The 15,175-nt window shown below is 61.1% G+C and carries 16 protein-coding genes; 10 read left to right on the forward strand and 6 right to left on the reverse strand.

The genetic code is table 11. The annotated features are described in order from the left end of the window. Positions 1–244 precede the first annotated feature (244 nt). A complete protein-coding gene (gene dusA, locus OEZ49_RS09455) occupies positions 245–1,183 on the forward strand; it encodes a tRNA dihydrouridine(20/20a) synthase DusA (protein ID WP_397545657.1) in 939 nt (312 codons plus the stop codon). A 29-nt stretch (positions 1,184–1,212) separates the two neighbouring features. After that, a complete protein-coding gene (locus tag OEZ49_RS09460) occupies positions 1,213–1,629 on the forward strand; it encodes a VOC family protein (RefSeq protein WP_263388073.1) in 417 nt (138 codons plus the stop codon). Between the two features lie 12 nt (positions 1,630–1,641). Here the strand turns inward: OEZ49_RS09460 and OEZ49_RS09465 are convergent, their stop codons facing one another. Further along, positions 1,642–2,097 (reverse strand): Lrp/AsnC family transcriptional regulator, encoded by a 456-nt coding sequence (locus tag OEZ49_RS09465; RefSeq protein WP_164132707.1) that lies wholly within the window; start codon positions 2,095–2,097, stop codon positions 1,642–1,644. Between the two features lie 146 nt (positions 2,098–2,243). Between OEZ49_RS09465 and OEZ49_RS09470 the strand changes: the two genes are divergently transcribed. After that, on the forward strand, positions 2,244–2,678 hold the full coding sequence (locus tag OEZ49_RS09470; RefSeq protein WP_263388074.1) for a universal stress protein: 435 nt from the start codon (positions 2,244–2,246) through the stop codon (positions 2,676–2,678). A gap of 23 nt (positions 2,679–2,701) precedes the next feature. Further along, on the forward strand, positions 2,702–4,246 hold the full coding sequence (locus OEZ49_RS09475; protein ID WP_263388075.1) for an alanine/glycine:cation symporter family protein: 1,545 nt from the start codon (positions 2,702–2,704) through the stop codon (positions 4,244–4,246). 500 nt (positions 4,247–4,746) lie between these two features. Here OEZ49_RS09475 and OEZ49_RS09480 read toward each other — a convergent pair whose 3' ends face one another. Further along, positions 4,747–5,913, reverse strand: coding sequence for a CaiB/BaiF CoA transferase family protein (locus tag OEZ49_RS09480; protein ID WP_263388076.1), 1,167 nt, complete (start codon positions 5,911–5,913; stop codon positions 4,747–4,749). Continuing rightward, positions 5,910–6,401 (reverse strand): MarR family winged helix-turn-helix transcriptional regulator, encoded by a 492-nt coding sequence (locus OEZ49_RS09485; protein ID WP_263388077.1) that lies wholly within the window; start codon positions 6,399–6,401, stop codon positions 5,910–5,912. The genes OEZ49_RS09480 and OEZ49_RS09485 overlap by 4 nt, the downstream gene beginning before the upstream one ends. Before the next feature lie 119 nt (positions 6,402–6,520). Between OEZ49_RS09485 and OEZ49_RS09490 the strand changes: the two genes are divergently transcribed. The 5 genes from OEZ49_RS09490 to OEZ49_RS09510 all read left to right on the forward strand — a co-directional run bounded on the left by OEZ49_RS09490 (position 6,521) and on the right by OEZ49_RS09510 (position 11,726). Further along, positions 6,521–7,471: a Bug family tripartite tricarboxylate transporter substrate binding protein gene (locus tag OEZ49_RS09490; RefSeq protein ID WP_263388078.1), complete on the forward strand. Its 951-nt coding sequence runs from the start codon at positions 6,521–6,523 to the stop codon at positions 7,469–7,471. A gap of 63 nt (positions 7,472–7,534) precedes the next feature. Next, positions 7,535–8,089 carry a hypothetical protein gene (locus OEZ49_RS09495; protein WP_263388079.1) on the forward strand — a complete coding sequence of 185 codons (555 nt, stop codon included), beginning with the start codon at positions 7,535–7,537 and terminating at the stop codon, positions 8,087–8,089. After that, on the forward strand, positions 8,089–9,687 hold the full coding sequence (locus OEZ49_RS09500) for a tripartite tricarboxylate transporter permease (protein WP_263388080.1): 1,599 nt from the start codon (positions 8,089–8,091) through the stop codon (positions 9,685–9,687). The genes OEZ49_RS09495 and OEZ49_RS09500 overlap by 1 nt, the downstream gene beginning before the upstream one ends. 435 nt (positions 9,688–10,122) lie before the next feature. Beyond that, positions 10,123–10,947 (forward strand): sulfite exporter TauE/SafE family protein, encoded by an 825-nt coding sequence (locus OEZ49_RS09505; protein ID WP_263388081.1) that lies wholly within the window; start codon positions 10,123–10,125, stop codon positions 10,945–10,947. Then, entirely contained in the window at positions 10,941–11,726 is a 786-nt protein-coding gene (locus OEZ49_RS09510) for a hypothetical protein (RefSeq protein ID WP_263388082.1), read from the forward strand. The genes OEZ49_RS09505 and OEZ49_RS09510 overlap by 7 nt, the downstream gene beginning before the upstream one ends. Before the next feature lie 71 nt (positions 11,727–11,797). On the opposite strand, the gene OEZ49_RS09515 is transcribed toward OEZ49_RS09510, so the two are convergent. Genes OEZ49_RS09515 through ccmI form a run of 3 tightly spaced genes read right to left on the reverse strand, consistent with a single transcriptional unit; the run spans position 11,798 to position 13,725 of the window. Beyond that, positions 11,798–12,028, reverse strand: a complete 231-nt coding sequence (locus OEZ49_RS09515) for a DUF1289 domain-containing protein (protein WP_263388083.1) — start codon at positions 12,026–12,028, stop codon at positions 11,798–11,800. Between the two features lie 12 nt (positions 12,029–12,040). Next, the gene (gene ruvX / locus OEZ49_RS09520) at positions 12,041–12,505 is read right to left on the reverse strand and encodes a Holliday junction resolvase RuvX (RefSeq protein WP_263388084.1); all 465 of its coding nucleotides are present in this window, start codon (positions 12,503–12,505) and stop codon (positions 12,041–12,043) included. After that, the gene (gene ccmI, locus OEZ49_RS09525; RefSeq protein ID WP_263388085.1) at positions 12,502–13,725 is read right to left on the reverse strand and encodes a c-type cytochrome biogenesis protein CcmI; all 1,224 of its coding nucleotides are present in this window, start codon (positions 13,723–13,725) and stop codon (positions 12,502–12,504) included. Before ccmI ends, ruvX begins: the two co-directional genes overlap by 4 nt. Before the next feature lie 177 nt (positions 13,726–13,902). Here ccmI and OEZ49_RS09530 point away from each other — a divergent pair, with 177 nt between their 5' ends. Continuing rightward, positions 13,903–15,147 (forward strand): sarcosine oxidase subunit beta family protein, encoded by a 1,245-nt coding sequence (locus OEZ49_RS09530; RefSeq protein ID WP_263388086.1) that lies wholly within the window; start codon positions 13,903–13,905, stop codon positions 15,145–15,147. The last annotated feature ends 28 nt before the right edge of the window (positions 15,148–15,175 follow it).

Consider the following 15,175-nt stretch of genomic DNA (forward strand, 5'->3'; position numbering starts at 1 on the left):
ACACAGGTTGCCCGTTGATCCTCGCAGCACGTGCTGTCCCGGCCATGAATTGCCCGGACGGCCGGGGCGGTGTTCTGTCGGTGCGGTTGTGCTACATGGGGCGAAACCAGAATCGCAAACCGTCGCAGGTGCGGCTTATTCATCGGGAACTCGGGGACAACACGCCCGGTCGGTTTGCAAGCAGAACGAGGCTAACGCTTTGAAACATAAAGCACAAGATGCAGCGCGTTTGAGCGTGGCCCCGATGATGGATTGGACCGACCGGCATTGCCGCTATCTGCATAGGCTGCTGAGTGGGAGAGCGCTGCTTTACACCGAGATGGTGACCGCGCCAGCCCTGGTGCGCGGGGGGGCGCTGCATCTGCTGGCGTTCAGCCCGGAAGAGCATCCCGTGGCCCTGCAACTGGGTGGCTCGGACCCGGAGGAACTGGCGCAGGCCGCGCGGCTGGGGGCGGAGGCGGGGTATGACGAGATCAATCTCAACTGCGGCTGTCCCTCGGACCGGGTGCAGTCGGGGACATTCGGGGCGGTGCTGATGAAGCATCCCGGACTGGTGGCCGAGTGTGTGTCCGCCATGCGCGCGGCGGTCGATGTCGAGGTGACAGTGAAATGCCGGATCGGGGTCGACGATCAGGACCCCGAGACCGTGCTGCCCGTCTTTCTGGAGCAGATCACCGGGGCCGGGTGCCAGCGGGTCATCATCCATGCGCGCAAAGCCTGGTTGCAAGGGCTGAGCCCCAAGGAGAACCGGGATATCCCGCCGCTCGATTACGATCTCGTGCACCGGATGAAGGCGCGGTTTCCCGAACTGCATATCTCGATCAATGGCGGTATCGACACGCTCGCGGCGGCGCGGGCGCATCTGGAGGCGGGGCTGGATGGGGTGATGATCGGGCGGGCGGCCTATCACCAGCCCGCCGACATCCTGTGCCAGGTCGATCCGTTGATCTATGGCACCGGAGAGGCCAGCGATCCGGTGACGGTGGCGCGCGCCATGCTGCCCTATATCGAGGCGCATCTGGCGGCAGGCGGGCGGCTGCATCAGGTGGCCCGGCACATGTTGGGCCTGTTTGCCGGGCGTCCCGGTGCGCGCGGCTGGCGGCGGATGCTGTCCGAGGGCGCAGTACGTCCCGGTGCCGGGCCGGAGCTGGTCGAGGCGGCGCTGGAACAGGTCACCGGGTAAGCGCCGCGACTTGGGAGAAGGGGGGTACGATGATTGCCTATGTCACTGTTGGCGCCGATGACATCGCTGCCGCGAAACGGTTCTATTCGGCCTTTCTGCCGGCGCTGGGTTATGGTCTGAAAGAAGGGCCCGAGGGGCTGAGCTATGCGCTGCCGGTGGAACCGGGGCAGTCGCCTGTTTTTCCGGATTTCTACGTCAAACCGCCCTTCGACGGTGGCCCCGCCTCTGCCGGCAATGGCGTCATGGTCGCCTTTGAGGCGCGCAATCAGGCGCAGGTGCGTGCGCTGCATGCCGCAGCCCTGGCGGCAGGCGGCCATGACGAAGGGCAGCCGGGGTTCCGCGCCGCTTATGGGCCGCAATTCTATGTGAGCTATCTGCGTGACCCGCAGGGCAACAAGATCGCGCTCTTCTCCAGCAACCCGGCAGAGCCCGGACGGGACGGGTAACGCCCCGAGGCGTCAGCGCAGGTGATAGCCGCGAAACTCCTTGACCGTCGACAGGCTGAGTAGCGTCTTCATCTGAGACACAGCCGGGATTGCCGACAGCGAACTGCGATAAAGCGCCTCGTAATCGGCCGGGGAATGCACACAGACCCGGATCAGGAAATCGAACTCGCCGGTGATCATGTGGCATTCCAGGATCTCGGGCATTGACAGGATCGCCTTTTCAAAGGCTTCCAGGTCCTCGCGCCGTTGCGAGTTCAGCTTGACCTCGATAAAGACCTGAACCTCCAGCCCGACCGTCTGGCGGTCGATCTGGGCGGCGTAGTTGCGTATGATGCCGTCCGCCTCCATCAGCTTGACCCGTCGGTGGCAGGCCGATAACGACAGCCCGATCCGCTCGGACAGGGCCGCCATCGAGATCTGGCCGTCCTGTTGCAAGACGGAAAGAATCTTCTTGTCTAGGCTATCCATCGGAAAACTTCTTATCTCACTCCCTATTTCGGGATATTTTCCGAAAATTTTCCGACAGACAAGGAATTTTCGAAACAAATCCCCGGTTCTGTGTTGTACTTTACAAGTGCGTCAGAAGGACGCGCAGCATTCCCAGGGAGGAAGACATGACAACCAAATTCGTCGTCGGATACGACGGCAGCGCGGCGTCCCGGCGTGCACTGGACTTTGCGATGGAGCGTGCGGCGGCCGTTGGCGCCACGCTGATCGTTGCACATGTGCTGGAGTGGTCGCCCTATTCGTTCCTGACCCCGACCGAGTTGGAAGAGCGCCACAAGCGCCGGGGTGAGGAACTGGCCCGTGCGGAAAACCACCTGATGGCGCCGCTGAAGAGCCAGCTGGCGGGGCAGGGTGTCAGTGTGGAGACGGTGATCCGCTATGGCCACGTGGCCGATACGATCTGTGATATCGCCACCGACAGCGGCGCTGCCCAGATCTTTGTCGCGCGCAAGGGCGAAAGCGGCCTGGCCGCGCGTGTCTTCGGATCGGTTGCGGGCACCCTGGCGCAATGTGCGCCGGTTCCTTGCACCATCGTGCCGTAACTCTCCAACAGTCGAGGTAACACATGACATCTCTCTCCAAAGCAGCGGCATTGGCCGCGCCGGTTGCCATGCTGTCCGCAGTTCCGGCACTGGCTCAATCCGTCGACGAGAAGGTCAACCAGATCTTTGCCAGTTCGACCGGTTGGTTCGTCAATTTCATCTTCAGCCCGTTTCCCGGCACCTCGTTCCCCTGGATCGTGATGTGGCTGGTGATCGCCGCGACGGTGTTCACGCTCTATTTCGGGTTCATCCAGTTCCGGGCGTTCCCGCATTCGATCGCGTTGGTCAAGGGCGACTATTCCGACCCCAACGACGCGGGCGAGGTCAGCCATTTCCAGGCGCTGGCCACCGCGCTGTCGGGCACCGTGGGTCTGGGCAACATCGCCGGTGTGGCCGTTGCCGTGGGCATCGGCGGCCCGGGCGCGACCTTCTGGATGATCCTCGCCGGTCTGATGGGCATGGCGTCGAAATTCACCGAATGTACGCTGGGTGTGAAATACCGCAACGAATATGCAGACGGTACCGTTTCGGGCGGTCCGATGTATTACATGACCAAGGGTTTTGAAGAACGCGGCATTCCGGCGGGCAAGTTCCTGGCGATCCTGTTCTCGATCTTCTGTATCCTGGGTGCCTTTGGCGGCGGCAACATGTTCCAGGCCAACCAGGCGCATGCGCAGATCACCAATGTTGTGGGTGAATTCCCGGGCTGGATCACCGGCCTGATCTTTGCCGGTATCGTCTTTGCGGTCATCGTCGGTGGCCTGAAGTCCATCGCCAAAGTCACCGAGAAAGTGGTTCCCTTTATGGGCGTGCTCTATGTGGCCACCGCACTGGTGATCATCCTGATGAACGCGGACATGATCGGCTGGGCCTTTGGCCAGATCTTTGCCGGTGCCTTTACCGGGCTGGGCATTGCTGGCGGTATGGTCGGCGCGCTGATCCAGGGCTTCAAGCGGGCCGCCTTCTCGAACGAGGCGGGCGTGGGTTCGGCGGCCATCGCCCACTCGGCGGTGCGGACCAAGGAACCGATCACCGAAGGCTTCGTGTCGCTTCTGGAACCCTTCATCGACACCGTGGTGATCTGCACCATGACCGCGCTGGTGATCATCATCACCGGTCAGCTGGTTGCCGATCCGAACACCGGCCACTACCTGCTGGACGAGGGCGCAAGCACGATCCAGACCGTTGACGGCAACAAGGGCGTGGCGCTGACCTCGGCGGCCTTCTCCTCGGCCTTCCCGTTCTTCAAGTACATCCTGGCCATCGCGGTGATCCTGTTCGCCTTCTCGACCATGATCAGCTGGTCCTATTATGGCCTCAAGGCCTGGACCTTCCTGTTCGGCGAAGGCCAGACCACTGAACTGGTGTTCAAGGTGATCTTCTGCATCTTCGTGGTAATCGGCGCGTCGGCCAGCCTGGGCCCGGTCATCGACTTCTCGGATGCGGCGATCTTTGCCATGGCGGTTGTCAACATCATCGCACTCTATCTGCTGATGCCGATCGTCAAGCGCGAGCTCGACTCCTATCTGTCGCGGCTCAAGTCGGGCGAGATCAAGAAGTTCGGCTAACTAGCTGATGCTTCGATGAAAAGGGCGGGGGAGACCCCGCCCTTTTTTGGTCAACCTACATGCCCTAAGCAGGTCTGTTGCCAAGGAGCGTGCTTTGGGGAGGAAGGTCGATGCGGTCGTAAGGCTGTTGTCGGGCCGCTCTGCTCAAAAAGCCAGCTTTGCGGACTTTCCCGACCTTCGGTCACCCCGCTCAAACTAGTGCGAACGGCCCAAAGCAGACCTTAGCCACCACCTCAAAATGCTGTGGTGCGGCTCGCCATTGCGGACTTTCGCCGCAACAGCAAAATCAGATGGTAGGTGAGTTCACACAATGCGGCACACAGCTGCCTTACGTCGTGTTGCGGAACGCAAGAACGGTATGTGCAATAGTTACGCGACGAAAACTGGGGTTTCAGTCAACGATTTCTATTTCAGCGATGAAATTCAGTATCCTTTACAGGAGGTTTGGCTTTGTCGGCTAGTCGGAGTTGTACTTGATTTTCTGTTACTTCTTGGAGACGTCAAGCAGTTTCAGGCGTTACTTTTGTATGTTCACCCAGCAGTGGCGCGTAACAACTTTCCTTTTTAAGAGCGCCTTCGCTGCGAAAACCAGGCATAAGAGCCGTTGGTTCTTCAGGAACGTTCAAGCTTGGTGTCTTGTGGTACAACTCTGTCAAGAACTCGTGAAGATCGCGAACCCGCGCGGCCGGAACGCCTCTTGCGATGAGCGCTTTTTCGAACGCGGTTGCTTCAAGGTTTCGTATTTCCGCTGACAGCTCAGACCCAAGTTTGGGGCTGGCAAGGTTGAACAAGAAATCGGTGTCGGACAATCCGTCTGGCAGGTAGGGCGGCAGTGCCAAGTCCGCTCGGCCCACGATGCTGCACAATGTTCGAAACTGACCCATTGTATTGGCGGCAATAGACACATAGCCATCAGCGGTTTCGAAGGTGCTCGCGCCCGGACTGCCGACAAATCCTCGATTGCCCACGCGGGGAGGTGCTGCGTCTGTCGCGATTGTCTGCGCATAGACGGTTGCCATCAGCAGCATCGCGCTATCGACCATGGAAACATCAATTTCGATGTCCGATGTGTCGCCTTTTGCGCGGCGCAACAAAGCCGCCAGAATCGCTGTGGCTGCCGACATGCCAGTTGCCGTATCGACGACCGGGAAACCGACTTTGACCGGTGGTCCCTCTGAGCCCTGCATCGCCATCATTCCTGTGGCGGCTTGTATCACGTGATCGTAGGCTGGCAGCGGAGACAGCTCTCCGATTTGTCCCCAGCCCGAGATGGAGCAGTATATCACGTCAGGGCGAACGCGCCGTATGTCTTTTGCAGATAGACCGAGGCGCTCTGCGGCACCGGGTCTGAAGTTTTCGACAAACACGTCACACGACTTGGCTAGGGCGAGTAACTTTTCGCGGTCTGCTGCGACTTTCAGGTCCAAGACGACCGATTTTTTTCCGGCATTCAGGGCGCGGAACGCAGGTGGTACCCCGTTTTGGTCTGGTTGTGTGCGCAACGCACGCATGCCGTCGCCTTCCCCCGGGCGTTCGACTTTGATCACCTCGGCCCCCATCATGCACAATTGATGCGTTGCCATCGGACCCGCGATAACGTGGGTCAGATCAAGAACTCTCACGCCATCAAGTGGCAAGTGCGAAACGGGGGGAGTTGTGTTCGTCATCCAATGTACCTCTGTAAGTCCTCATCGATTTCATCCATGCGCCTGTCCAGTTTGGCCAATAGCGCGTTTAACGTGTTCCGCTCCTCTTCGCTGAGAGCGTCATGAACGGCCACACGGCGGCGGTGCATGCTTGGGCGCATCCGCTCATAAAGCGCGCTTCCCTCCTGGCTGAGCGAGAGCTTGCTGGCTCTGCGATCCTTGGGGTCAGGCGTGCTGTGCAAAAGGCCCTTGCCCAGCATCGTTTTCACGGTTCGGCTGATCAAAGAGTCGTCGGATTGGATATATCTTGCGATTTCGGCGGCTGTGCCGGGTCCATAGGTCGCCAGCAGCATCAAGACCCTCCACTCTGACAGCGGTGGGCCCGACAATTCCCGCAGAACCCTTGACGCCTGAGAGGCATGTCTTTGACTGAGCCGGGATATCTTGAATGTCACAGACTCCTGAAGGGGCTCATTCGTGTCAAACGGTTTCGGGTGTTTTTGCTCCATGGGTGATCCTTCGCTTTAGAATGTAATACGAACACTTGCCGGACATGTCCAGTAAAAGGTTGACATGTCCGGTTTATTGCTGTTACCGCTCCAACATGGAGATTTTGGGAGGAACTACCATGAAAAAATTTCTCGCTCTCGGAGCAATTGCGCTTGGCTATTCCATCACGACAACGGCAAGCCTCGCCGAAGACTGGACACCGCCGGGGCCAATCACGATGCACATCGCGTTCCCGCCCGGGGGTGGCTCGGACAGCCAGGCGCGGTTGATCGCGGAAGAGCTGGAGAACCGCTTGGGGTGGACGATCACGCCGCAGAACACGCCCGGGAAAGCGGGGCTTATCATGGCAAAGGAAATGCAGGGTGCCCCGTCAGATGGCACCGTCTTTGGTATGGGTATTTCAGAAGCACTTGACTACGGCATGGCCGACGGAACCGCCGGTATGACACCGGATGATGTGACGCCGATTGTGACCACGACGCTGGCTGAGGTTGCGTTTGTCGTACCCGCCTCGAAAGGTTGGAAAACCTTCGATGATTTTCTCGCGGCGGCCAAGGCCGGCGAGCCTTTGAGAGTTGGCGCCATTACGCCAAAGATCGCTGATGTGACATATCTGATGGGTAAAGCAGCCGGCATCGACATGAACATCACGATGGTCAAAGGTGGGAGCGGGATGTTGAACGCGCTTTATGCTGGCGATCTTGACGCCGGATTTGTCGCCGGCGCGCATTCAAAGGGTGTCAAAGCTGGCGAATTAGTGGAGCTTGTTTCGGGTATGTCCCGCCCGCTGAACCTCACACCGGATGCACCGTTGTTGGCCGATCTGGGCGTGCCGTACAACCTTGATATCTATTTCATGTACTTCGGGCCAAAGGACATGGACGGCGCAGCTCAGGCCAAATTGGCTCAGTCGATTTCGGAAATCGTGTTGGACGAGACCACGAAGGCGGGGGCGCTGCTCAAAGCGAATTTCGGAGGAGGAGAGGCCCTTTCGGGTGAGGCGCTCCAATCCTTTATCGACAAGAGCTTTGTATCAGCCAAGGAGCTGATGCAGGCGGCTTCCGAGTAGTCTTTGCCTCTGTGCCGTGCCTGCTTGCGTTGGCGCGGCCAACAGCCTTTTGAGGAAGATCGGATGTACCGTTTGAACATCTATATCGGGAGTGGCGCGGTGCTTTTGGCGCTTGTCGGTCTGTTTCTCTGGGTTCCTCAGGACACAGGTACAGGCCTGATCGTTCACGTCCGCCGGCAAGTCAGCATCGGGGACGCCCTTGCGCCGACGATCGCCTTCACACTGATGGTGATCGGTGGCGTGCTTCTGCTGATCGAGCAGCGAAAGCACACTTCCACCGAGGTGGAATTGGCATCGTTTTTTCATACGGGCGCACTTGTCGCTGTCATCGTCCTTGGTCTTTTGTTGATGCGCCATGCGGGCCCGGGCCTTCTGCTCGTTGCCGAAGAGTTCGGCGCCACAGACACAGAGTACCGCCTGTTGCGAGAGACCTTCCCATGGAAATACACCGGTTATTTCCTTGGAGGTGTCACAATGATTGGTGGAATGGCGTCTTTGTCCGCTGGACGCGTGCAGGCCCGCACCGTCCTGATTGCGATCGCAGTGACAATGGGCTTGATTGCGCTAGTCGATGTGCCATTCGATGATCTTTTGCTGCCGCCCAACGGTGATTATTGATGCAGCCGCTGGAGTATATCTTAGCCGGGATGCAGGCGGTTATTTTTGGCCCGGCCGCTTTCGAACTGCTCGGTGTTCCGATTCCACTGACGTTGGTGATGGTCTTTGCCGGCGTAGTCACAGGCATCTTGGTTGGCGCAACGCCTGGTCTGGCTGGGCCGATGGCGATGGCGATCTCGCTTCCGATCCTTATTTCTTTCTTTGGATACAATGTCGAAGCCTTGCTGCCCGTTTTGGGGTTTCTGATCGGCATCATGAAAGGCGCGACGCTCGGAGGGGCGGTTCCAGCCATTCTGTTCAACACACCCGGGACACCGGATGCATATCTGACCACATTGGATGGCTACCCTTTGACGAAGCGCGGCCAGTCTCGCAAGGCATTGAAGGTCGCACATCTGTCCTCTGTGTCAGGAGACACGTTCTCCGACCTAGTACTATTCGTGTGCGCGCCCTTTGTTGCCCTGATGGTTGAGAGCTATTTGGATTTTCCCGAGAAGACCGCGCTTTTGATCCTGTCGCTCAGTTTTATTGCGGCAGTTATTGGCGGTTCTCCTGGCAAAGGGCTGATTTCGGTCGCATTGGGATTGATTGCTGTTTTCATCGGGGGTGGCGAAGACTTTTACCCTCGCCTGTCTTTGGGAATCGACGCTTTGGCGGGCGGGTTTTCAATCATGACGGCCATTCTGGGGGTATTGATCGTCGGCGCGGTCCTGAAAGAGTACGAGGACCTTTGGCACAGAAGCAATCTGTCTGCAGCACCTGTTCAGATTGTCGATCACGGGGACCAGCGTCTGTCCCGCGCGGAAATCCTGCGGATTGCGCCCTACATCGGCCAGTCGTCAATCGTGGGCACGATCATTGGTGCCCTTCCCGGAATTGGAACGACGCTCGCAGCGGCACTTGGATACCAGTTGGGGCGCGCACGGCATGAGCGTCGCCGCCCAGAAGGAGCGCCGGCCTTTGGGGAAGGAGCCATCGAGGGAGTGGCCGCGACTGAAGCGGCGAACAGCTCCGTATCCGGATCGAACTTGATCCCGGTGCTTGGCTTGGGCATCCCCGGAAATGCGGCGGCTGTCTTTATAATTCTCGCAACGGATTCCATTGGCGGGTTCACCCCGGGTCCTTCGGTGTTTCGTTTCAGCGAAAACGTCGTGAACACAGAGCTCGTTTTGGTTTTCGGATTGTTCACAGCGATGTTGTTTGCCAACTTCGTCAACTGGACGGTTGGCGGGGCGTTCATGCGGGCCGCGACGATCATGGTAAGGGTGCCCAAACGAACCTTGCTGCCGGTTGTTTTGCTTCTGACCTTTACGGCTGTCTATGCCCAGGAGCCACGCATGGAGTCGCTCTGGTTCACTTTAGCTTTCGGAGTTTTGGGGTATCTGATGCGCAAGGTCGACATGTCCCCTCTGCCTTTCGTGATTGCTTTCGTTTTGGGAGGAAGCCTTGAGAACAGCGCGCGACAGGCGTTTTCGGCCACGGGCGGAGATCCTTATTTCCTGTTTTCCAGCTGGATCTCCCTCTTTTTTCTGGCTGGGTCCGTTGTGACGGTTGTGCTCGCACTGCGGCAGAAACGGTCCGGCAGTACGCAGGCATAACCATAGATGCCAATGCTGAGGCGCTTTCAAATCCGCTAAGATTAACCATGCCACTAAAAAGGTTGTCCCCTACTGCCAACATATACAATCCCGCAGAATCGGTCAGTTTGGGCTCTGAGCCGCTTTGCGGCGTTGCAGGGAACCATTCGGTCTCAATGCCGCACGAATGTCGGCTTCCAGTTCGACGCCCTGGCTGGTTGGCGAACGCAGCGAAGGTCGGCTTCCCGCCCTTCGAGACGGTTTCTGCGCACTTAGCCAACTTACAGTATGGGCTCGAAGCTGCCATTCTTCACTTCGCGCTGCATCCGCAGTCTGCCGATGACGTGACGGTCAAACGCTTGTGACATTGGACAAGAGCAACACCCCAACAAGACCGCTTTTCCTTGTCTCGTCGGCGTTGTACCCCTGTCGGGACCAAAGCGCGGAGACTGACCGATGCCCGACATGATGTTGCTATTGCAGATGCTTGCCCTGCTGATCGTCATCGGTGCCCTTGCCGGGGTGCTGGCGGGGCTGTTGGGCGTGGGGGGCGGGATCGTGCTGGTCCCGGCCTTTTTCTACGCATTCCAGACGCTGGGCTATGGTGGGCCGCAGTTGATGCAGATGTGCCTGGCCACGTCGCTCGCGACCATTATCGTGACCTCGCTGCGCTCGGTCCTGAGCCACAACAAGAAGGGCGCGGTGGACTGGGATATCCTGCGCGGCTGGGGGCCGGGGATCGCGGTTGGCGCGGTTCTGGGAGTCATGGTGGCGGCCTCGCTGCGCTCGGTTGCCTTGCAGGCGCTGTTTGGTGTGCTGGGCATCGTGATCGGCGCCTATCTGGGGCTGGGCCGCGCCCATTGGCGGCTGGGAGAGGCGATGCCGGGCGGTCTGCGCCGGTTGATCCTGTCGCCGATGGTGGGCTTTCTGTCGGTGCTGATGGGCATCGGCGGTGGCAGCTTTGGCGTGCCGCTGATGAGCCTTTACAACACGCCCATTCACCGCGCTGTTGCCACCGCCGCAGGCTTTGGCGTGATCATCGCGGTGCCCTCGGTGCTGGGGTTCCTGTTGCTGGAGATCGACCCGGCGCAGCGGCCGCCGCTGACGGTGGGCGCGGTCAACCTGGTGGCATTCGGCGTGGTCATCTGCATGACGCTGATCACCACCCCCTGGGGGGTGAAACTGGCCCATGCGATGGACCCCAAGCCGCTGAAACGCATATTCGCGGTATTCCTGACGCTGGTGGCGCTCAACATGTTGCGCAAGGCGCTGGGATGGTAGAGGCGTTTCTGCGCCGGGGCTGGCTGCGGTTTCCCTTCGACCCGGTGCTGGCCGGCTGGGTCGACCATGTGCTGCCCGTCGCGCGCCGCGCGGTGACCGATCCGGCCCATGCCCAATGGCTGGATTGCGAGGGGACATGGTTCATCGGTGTCGATGCGCTGGACAACAATGCTGAGGGCCGGGTGGGGGACGGTCCGGCGCTGGCCGGGCAGGCGATCGACTTCATCACCCGCCATCTGGGCATGCTGCCGCTGCATCGCGGTCAGGTCTCGGTGACCTATCCGGGCTATCCCCGCCCGCGCCGGGGCGAGGGTGAGGCAGCGTTTCGCTATCGCCTGAACCGGGGGGCGGCGCATGTGGACGGGTTGAAACCCGATGGCCCTGACCGGCGCCGCCACGTGGATGAGCCGCATGGCTGGATCCTGGGCCTGCCGCTGACCGAGGCGCCGCCCGAGGCCGCGCCGCTGATCCTGTGGGAGGGCAGTCACCTTATCCTGGGTCCTGCGCTGGCGCGCGTGATGGCGGGTCATCCGCCTGAGGAGTGGCACCGGGTCGACGTGACCGACGCCTATCAGTCTGCACGGCGCGAGGTATTCGAAACCTGCCCGCGAATCGCCCTGCATGCGCGCCCGGGTGAGGCCTATCTCTTGCATCGGCACTGTCTGCACGGGGTTGCCCCATGGGCGGAGGGTGCCACCGCCGGGCCGGACGGTCGCATGATCGCCTATTTCCGTCCGCTAATGCCCGGTGGAGCGCCCGCCTGGATCGGTGCGGCCTGACCAGCTTTGTCTTTTCGGAAAAAACTCCCGCCGGAAGCTTGGCCCTTGAGAAGGAAGGACCAAACGGAACGTCAGCCTCTGAGCCGCGCGGCGCGGCCGCCTCTGCGCTTGCTCAGGTTGGGGGCGCGGGCCGGAAGTTCGGCCATGATCCGGGTGCGCTCGTCGCTTTCCATGCGAGACCAGCGCGTGATCTCGTCGATAGTCCGGTAACAGCCAGTGCAAATCCGCTCGGTCGGGTGGACCACGCAGATGCGAATGCAGGGCGAGTCGATTTCGTTGCGTTTCCAGACCTTGTCGGTCATCGGCCGAAGCTCCTAGAGGTTGCGCAAACGATCCAGCGCGCCTTGCAAGATATAGCCCGCCGCGACGTGATCAATGACCTCCGAGCGACGTTTTCTGGTCGTATCCGCCTCGAGCAGCGCTTTTTCCGCGGCAACCGTGCTGAGCCGTTCATCCCAGAAGGTGATCGGCAGGTCGGTCAAGCGGCTGAGGTTGCGGGCAAAGGCGCGGGTGGATTGGCAGCGCGGTCCCTCTGAGCCATCCATGTTGCGCGGCAGGCCAAGCACCAGACCGGCGATCTGGCGTTTCTGGACGATGGTCAGCAGGTCGGCCGCGTCGAGCGAGAATTTGCGCCTGCGGATAGTTTCCAGGGGCGAGGCGACGCCGCGCATCGTGTCGGAGACCGCAACGCCGATGGTGCGGTCGCCGAGGTCCAGCCCCGCAAGCGCACCAAAGGCTGGCAGGGCGGCCGCGAAGTCCTGGATCTCGTCGCAGATCATTGGCCGAGACCCGCCTGCTGGGCGGTGGACTCGATCAGCGTCAGGGCCTCGGGGGTTTCGGCATAGACCTGGCGCGCTTCGGCGAGAATGGTCTGGGCGCGTTCGGTTTCGCCAAGCACGGCCAGGGCGCCGATCAGGCGAGACCATTCCTGCGGTGTGCCGCCTTCGGTCGCAAGCCGCTCGGACAGGCGCTCGACCATGCCGCGGATCATCTCGTTGCGGGAGTCGGCATCCATCTCCGAGGCGGCCTGCATGTCCTCCTGGCTGGGGCCGGGCAGGGCGGCGACGGGGGGCGGGGTGTACTCGACGCCCGCGCGCATTGCGACCTCGCCGATCCGGGTGCGGATCGCCTCGGCCCAGGCTGCGTCTGCGGGGGCAGCCTCGAGCGTGCGGACCCAGATTTCGAAAGCTAGATCCGGGCGCCCCACCTGGAGCAGCATGACGCCCCAGTAATAGCGTGCAGGACCATATTCCGGGTTGCGTTGCAGCGCCTGACGCAAAACCCCTTCGGCCTCGGGCGAGACATAGCCGCCTGCGGCCATAATCATCAGTTCCGCCTGTTCCGAGAAATCGGCAGCGGTGACATCACCTTGCAGCAACTCGATCACCCGAGCCTTGGCGGCGTAGGCGGCGCGCAGGTTCCCGGTATTGGCCTCGTGTTGTGCCAGCAAAATGTGGCCCTGGATGTCGTCCGGCCGCTTGGCCACCGTGTCTCGCAGCTTTTGTAGCAGGTCTGCGTATCCGGCTTCGAGCTGGGGTTGCGCCTGGGCAGGCATGCGGGCCTCGGCTTCGGCTTGTGCCGGGCGTTCGGTGCGGTTTTGTTCGGCGATCTCAAGCCGCAGCTTCAGCGGCAGGTCGCCATAGCCGGGCGCGCCTAGGCTGGTATAGAACCAAAGGGATCCGGCGATGACCACAACGGCCGAGGCGAGGGCGACGATCAGTGCGCTCCGGCGGGTCTGTGCGGGGTCCGTTGCCTCGGCCTGCATCTGGGTATCGGCGGCGAGAATGCGGCGCGAGATCTCGGTGCGGATGCGTTCGGCATCGGCGGCGTCGATCACGCCGCGCGCAAGGTCGCGGTCCACGCCCGCCAGCTGGTCGCGATAGACGCGCAGATCATAGGCTGCTGCCGGTTCGGCGGTGATGCGCGCCCTGAGTGCGGCCAGCGCCAGCAGTCCTGCCACCACCAGCGCCATCAGAGAAACGAGTATCCAGAATATCATGAGGGCTCCGCTTTGTTGTCTGTCATCTAGCGACGCGGGGCCGCGGAAAAAAGAGGCAAAAGGACGCGAGTTGGTCTCATGTCGCAATCTTGCGATATTGCGGCGGTATGCGGCGGGGGTATTCTGGGGCCGCACGGCATACCTGCCGCAAGACACGAAACCGGATCGGATTCGCATATGAAGCACTATTCTGCCTTTGCCGTGGCGCGCGAAGCGCTGCGTTATCACACCGGATGGGAACGCGCCTGGCGTTCGCCCCAACCGAAGAAACGTTATGATGTGGTGATTGTCGGTGCGGGCGGGCACGGGCTGGCGACGGCCTATTACCTGGGCAAGAACTACGGCATCCAGAACGTTGCGGTGATCGAGAAGGGCTGGCTGGGCGGCGGTAATACCGGGCGCAACACCACCATCATCCGCTCGAACTATCTCCAGGATCCCTCGGCGGCGATCTATGAAAAGGCGCGCGGTCTCTACGAGACCATGAGCCAGGATCTGAACTATAACGTGATGTTCAGCCCGCGCGGCGTGATGATGCTGGCCCAGACCCAGCACGAGGTGCGCGGCTACAAGCGCACCGCGCATGCCAACGCGCTGCAAGGGGTCAAGACCGAGTGGATCAGCCCGGAGCGCGTCAAGCAGCTGGTGCCGATCATCAACCTGCACGGGCCGCGTTACCCGGTGCTGGGCGCGCTCTGGCAAGAGCGCGGCGGCACCGCGCGCCATGATGCGGTGGCCTGGGGCTATGCCCGGGCCTGTTCTGCCATGGGCATGGATATCATCCAGCAATGCGAAGTGACCGGCGTGCGCAGCGAGGGTGGTCAGATTGTCGGCGTCGACACCACCAAGGGGCCGATCGATTGCGGCAAACTGGGTATCGTGGTGGCGGGCCATTCCGGCCAGCTGGCCGAGATGGCGGGCTTCCGCCTGCCGGTCGAGGCGCTGGCGCTTCAGGCGCTGGTTTCCGAGCCGATCAAACCCTGCATGGACGTGGTGGTGATGGCCAACACGGTGCATGGCTACATGTCGCAATCCGACAAGGGAGAGATGGTGATCGGCGGCGGCACCGACGGGTTCAACAACTTTACCCAGCGCGGCAGCTTCCACCATGTCGAGGAGACCGTGCGGGCGTTGAACGAGACCTTCCCGATGCTGAGCCGGCTCAAGATGTTGCGGCAATGGGGCGGGATCGTCGACATGACCGGCGACCGCTCGCCCATCCTGTCGAAGACGCCGCTGGGCGGCTGTTTCATCAACTGCGGCTGGGGCACTGGCGGGTTCAAGGCCATTCCCGGCTCGGGCTGGGGCATGGCGCAGCTGATGGCCACGGGCCATTCGCCGCTGACCGAGGCCTTCTCGCTCGACCGGTTCAAGGAAGGCCGCTTCATCGACGAAAGCGTGGCCGCAGGGGTGGCGCATTGACACGGAACCAATCGGACAAGGCATGCGT

This window comes from Ruegeria marisflavi, from assembly GCF_025673445.1.
Lineage (GTDB): Bacteria > Pseudomonadota > Alphaproteobacteria > Rhodobacterales > Rhodobacteraceae > Ruegeria_B > Ruegeria_B marisflavi.

Excerpts from the sequence above, each read along its gene's own strand:
- OEZ49_RS09530 (WP_263388086.1), top strand. The coding sequence starts at position 13,903 with ATGAAGCACTATTCTGCCTTTGCCGTGGCGCGCGAAGCGCTGCGTTAT.
- OEZ49_RS09500 (WP_263388080.1), top strand. The coding sequence starts at position 8,089 with ATGCAGCCGCTGGAGTATATCTTAGCCGGGATGCAGGCGGTTATTTTT.
- OEZ49_RS09505 (WP_263388081.1), top strand. The coding sequence starts at position 10,123 with ATGCCCGACATGATGTTGCTATTGCAGATGCTTGCCCTGCTGATCGTC.
- ruvX (WP_263388084.1), bottom strand. The coding sequence starts at position 12,505 with ATGATCTGCGACGAGATCCAGGACTTCGCGGCCGCCCTGCCAGCCTTT.
- OEZ49_RS09495 (WP_263388079.1), top strand. The coding sequence starts at position 7,535 with ATGTACCGTTTGAACATCTATATCGGGAGTGGCGCGGTGCTTTTGGCG.
- ccmI (WP_263388085.1), bottom strand. The coding sequence starts at position 13,725 with ATGATATTCTGGATACTCGTTTCTCTGATGGCGCTGGTGGTGGCAGGA.
- OEZ49_RS09465 (WP_164132707.1), bottom strand. The coding sequence starts at position 2,097 with ATGGATAGCCTAGACAAGAAGATTCTTTCCGTCTTGCAACAGGACGGC.
- OEZ49_RS09490 (WP_263388078.1), top strand. The coding sequence starts at position 6,521 with ATGAAAAAATTTCTCGCTCTCGGAGCAATTGCGCTTGGCTATTCCATC.
- OEZ49_RS09485 (WP_263388077.1), bottom strand. The coding sequence starts at position 6,401 with ATGGAGCAAAAACACCCGAAACCGTTTGACACGAATGAGCCCCTTCAG.
- OEZ49_RS09475 (WP_263388075.1), top strand. The coding sequence starts at position 2,702 with ATGACATCTCTCTCCAAAGCAGCGGCATTGGCCGCGCCGGTTGCCATG.
- OEZ49_RS09470 (WP_263388074.1), top strand. The coding sequence starts at position 2,244 with ATGACAACCAAATTCGTCGTCGGATACGACGGCAGCGCGGCGTCCCGG.
- OEZ49_RS09460 (WP_263388073.1), top strand. The coding sequence starts at position 1,213 with ATGATTGCCTATGTCACTGTTGGCGCCGATGACATCGCTGCCGCGAAA.
- OEZ49_RS09480 (WP_263388076.1), bottom strand. The coding sequence starts at position 5,913 with ATGACGAACACAACTCCCCCCGTTTCGCACTTGCCACTTGATGGCGTG.
- OEZ49_RS09515 (WP_263388083.1), bottom strand. The coding sequence starts at position 12,028 with ATGACCGACAAGGTCTGGAAACGCAACGAAATCGACTCGCCCTGCATT.
- dusA (WP_397545657.1), top strand. The coding sequence starts at position 245 with ATGATGGATTGGACCGACCGGCATTGCCGCTATCTGCATAGGCTGCTG.
- OEZ49_RS09510 (WP_263388082.1), top strand. The coding sequence starts at position 10,941 with ATGGTAGAGGCGTTTCTGCGCCGGGGCTGGCTGCGGTTTCCCTTCGAC.